This window comes from Pseudomonas sp. PME37.24/006 (assembly GCF_055556635.1).
In genome coordinates this window covers 1-251 of record NZ_JBVHNL010000227.1, presented here as the reverse complement: position 1 = coordinate 251, position 251 = coordinate 1, and the positions used below count along the sequence as shown (strand labels likewise).

General features: G+C 61.4%; 1 protein-coding gene. It reads left to right on the top strand.

Annotated elements, in window-relative coordinates; translation table 11 throughout:
• Window positions 1–251: hypothetical protein (locus ACZ3GY_RS24510; RefSeq protein WP_465912402.1), on the top strand; the 251-nt coding region annotated here is incomplete at both ends.

Genomic DNA, 251 nt, shown 5'->3' with positions numbered 1-251 from the left:
CGGGGGCGCTGACGTCGCCGCTCAAGTCCTGGAGTCGGATCGTGTCCGTATCCAGACCGTGATCCACGATAGCGGCGATAGTCACGAATTCAGCTATCACCTGGGTAACGGCTATGTTCCGGTCCAGGCCGCGGACGGGACGTACTGGGCCTATCGGTTCGACGACGATGGGCAAATCAACTTGTACGGAATTGGAGCCGCTTGGGCGCGTGACGCCACGGGGGCGAACGTGGAAACGCGCTACGAGATTC